The organism is Actinomadura formosensis NBRC 14204, from assembly GCF_001552155.1.
In the GTDB taxonomy this organism is placed as follows: domain Bacteria; phylum Actinomycetota; class Actinomycetes; order Streptosporangiales; family Streptosporangiaceae; genus Spirillospora; species Spirillospora formosensis.
Genome location: NZ_BCQQ01000268.1, coordinates 1 through 1,862 on the forward strand (window position 1 = coordinate 1; position 1,862 = coordinate 1,862).

Here is a 1,862-nt window from a genome sequence, read left to right on the forward strand (position 1 = left end):
GGGCCCGCCGTTCCACTACGGAACGGCGGGCCCGATTTTTTCCGGGCTTGGTCCCGGGGGCAGGGTGGGCGGGTGACGGTTCGCCGGGAGCGGGTCAGGGGAGTGCCCGGTGAACGCGGAACAACGAGGAACGGACGTTGCGGAAGGACAGTTGGCTGATATGACCGCTCTGGTGCGGCTTCGGCTCGACATCGGCTATGACGGGTCGGGCTTCGCGGGCTGGGCGCGGCAGCCGGACCAGCGGACCGTCCAGGGCGTCATTGAGGACGCGCTGGGCCGCATGCTGCGCATGGATCCGCCGCCCATGCTCACCGTCGCCGGCCGCACGGACGCCGGCGTCCACGCGCGCGGGCAGGTCGCGCACCTGGAGGTGCCGGTGGCGGCGTACTCGGCGATCGAGGGGACGATGCCGCGCCGGCTCGCCGGGCTGCTGCCGCCGGACGTGCGGGTGTGGCGCGTGTCGGTCGCGCCGGAGGGGTTCGACGCCCGGTTCTCCGCGCTGTCGCGCCGCTACGTGTACCGGGTGTGCGACAACCCCGCCGGGGTGGAGCCGCTGCGCCGCCACGACGTGCTGTGGCATCCGCGTCCGCTGGACCTGGACCGGATGAACGACGCCGCGCGGCGCCTCGTGGGCGAGAACGACTTCGCCGCGTACTGCCGCAGGCGGGAGGGCGCGACGACGATCCGCGAGCTGCTGCGCTACGAGTGGGCGCGCGACGACCGCGACCCGCATCTGATGTCCGCGACCGTGCAGGCGGACGCGTTCTGCCATTCGATGGTCCGCGCGCTCGTCGGTGCGCTGCTGATGGTGGGGGACGGGCGGCGCGAGATGGACTGGCCCGCGACGGTGCTCGCCGCCCGCGTCCGCGACTCCGGCGTGAACGTGGCGCCCGCGCACGGCCTGTCGCTGGAGGAGGTCCGCTACCCCGATGACGACGGGCTGGCGCGGCGTGCCCGGGAGACCCGGCGGGTGCGGACGCTCGGCGTCACGGCGGCGGCCGTCGATCAGCCCGCCTCGTCCCGGCCGGGGATGTCCTAGGGGCCGGACACGGTACGACCGGCTGCCCCGAGCGGGGGCCGCCGGTCGTACGTCTCACGTCAGCCGCGGGTGCGGGCGATGATCGGGCGGAGTTCGTAGTCGAGGAACCGCTGTGCCGCCTGCTTGATCAGCGGGTCGCCGGGCTTGGCCTTCTTGCCGTCCGCCCGCTGCACGTAGGCGTAGGCGACGTACCGTCCGCGGACGGTGACCGCCGCATAGCCGCCGGCGCGGTCGATGTCGGGGGAGCGCTTGCCCGCCATGCCGCGGAACCACTCGTACGCGGCCGGGTCGCCGGCCTTGCTCACCGTCATCGCGGCGGCCTTCGTCGGCATCACGGCGATCCCGGAGGTGACGGCGAGCTCGTTCTTCTGGTCGATGAACGTGGCCCGGATGATCTTGCGGCAGCTCTCCCGCTTCAGCACCTTCAGCATCGAGCCCCGGGCCGCGTAGGAGACGTCGCGGTTGAGGGACCAGCGGTCGCGGGCGTAGGTCCGTCCACCGAGCTGGATCGTCTCCTCGGGGAACACGTCGCGGAACGTGAGGTCCTGGGGGTCGGTCTTCTCGTCGCCGATGTTCACGGGCTTCGGCGAGGGGACCGGCGTCGCCGGGGCCGACGTGCTCGGCGCCGCGGACGGCTCGGCCGCGCCGCGGTGCTGGCCGTCGCCGCTCGAATCCGTCCCGCCCACGGTGAACAGCGCGATCGCCGTCGCGAGGACGACCGCCGCGCCGCCGCCGATGAGCAGCGGCCGGCGCCTGCTCCCGCCGCCCGCGCCGCCGGAGGTGCCCTTCGGCGGCCGGCCCGGCGGCGAGCCGACGGGCGGGG

1 protein-coding gene and 1 pseudogene are annotated in these 1,862 nt (G+C 74.3%); one reads left to right on the forward strand and one right to left on the reverse strand.

What is annotated here, in order from left to right:
• Positions 1 to 160: 160 nt before the first annotated feature.
• Complete coding sequence (truA, locus tag AF1_RS32410; protein ID WP_174548920.1) at positions 161 to 1,039, forward strand: tRNA pseudouridine(38-40) synthase TruA; 879 nt, start codon at positions 161 to 163, stop codon at positions 1,037 to 1,039.
• A 59-nt stretch (positions 1,040 to 1,098) separates the two neighbouring features.
• On the opposite strand, the pseudogene AF1_RS35570 reads toward truA, so the two are convergent.
• A pseudogene (locus AF1_RS35570) lies at positions 1,099 to 1,862 on the reverse strand (hypothetical protein); the annotation flags it as partial.

Coding starts and splice junctions, on each gene's coding strand:
- truA (WP_174548920.1), top strand. CDS start 161: ATGACCGCTCTGGTGCGGCTTCGGCTCGACATCGGCTATGACGGGTCG.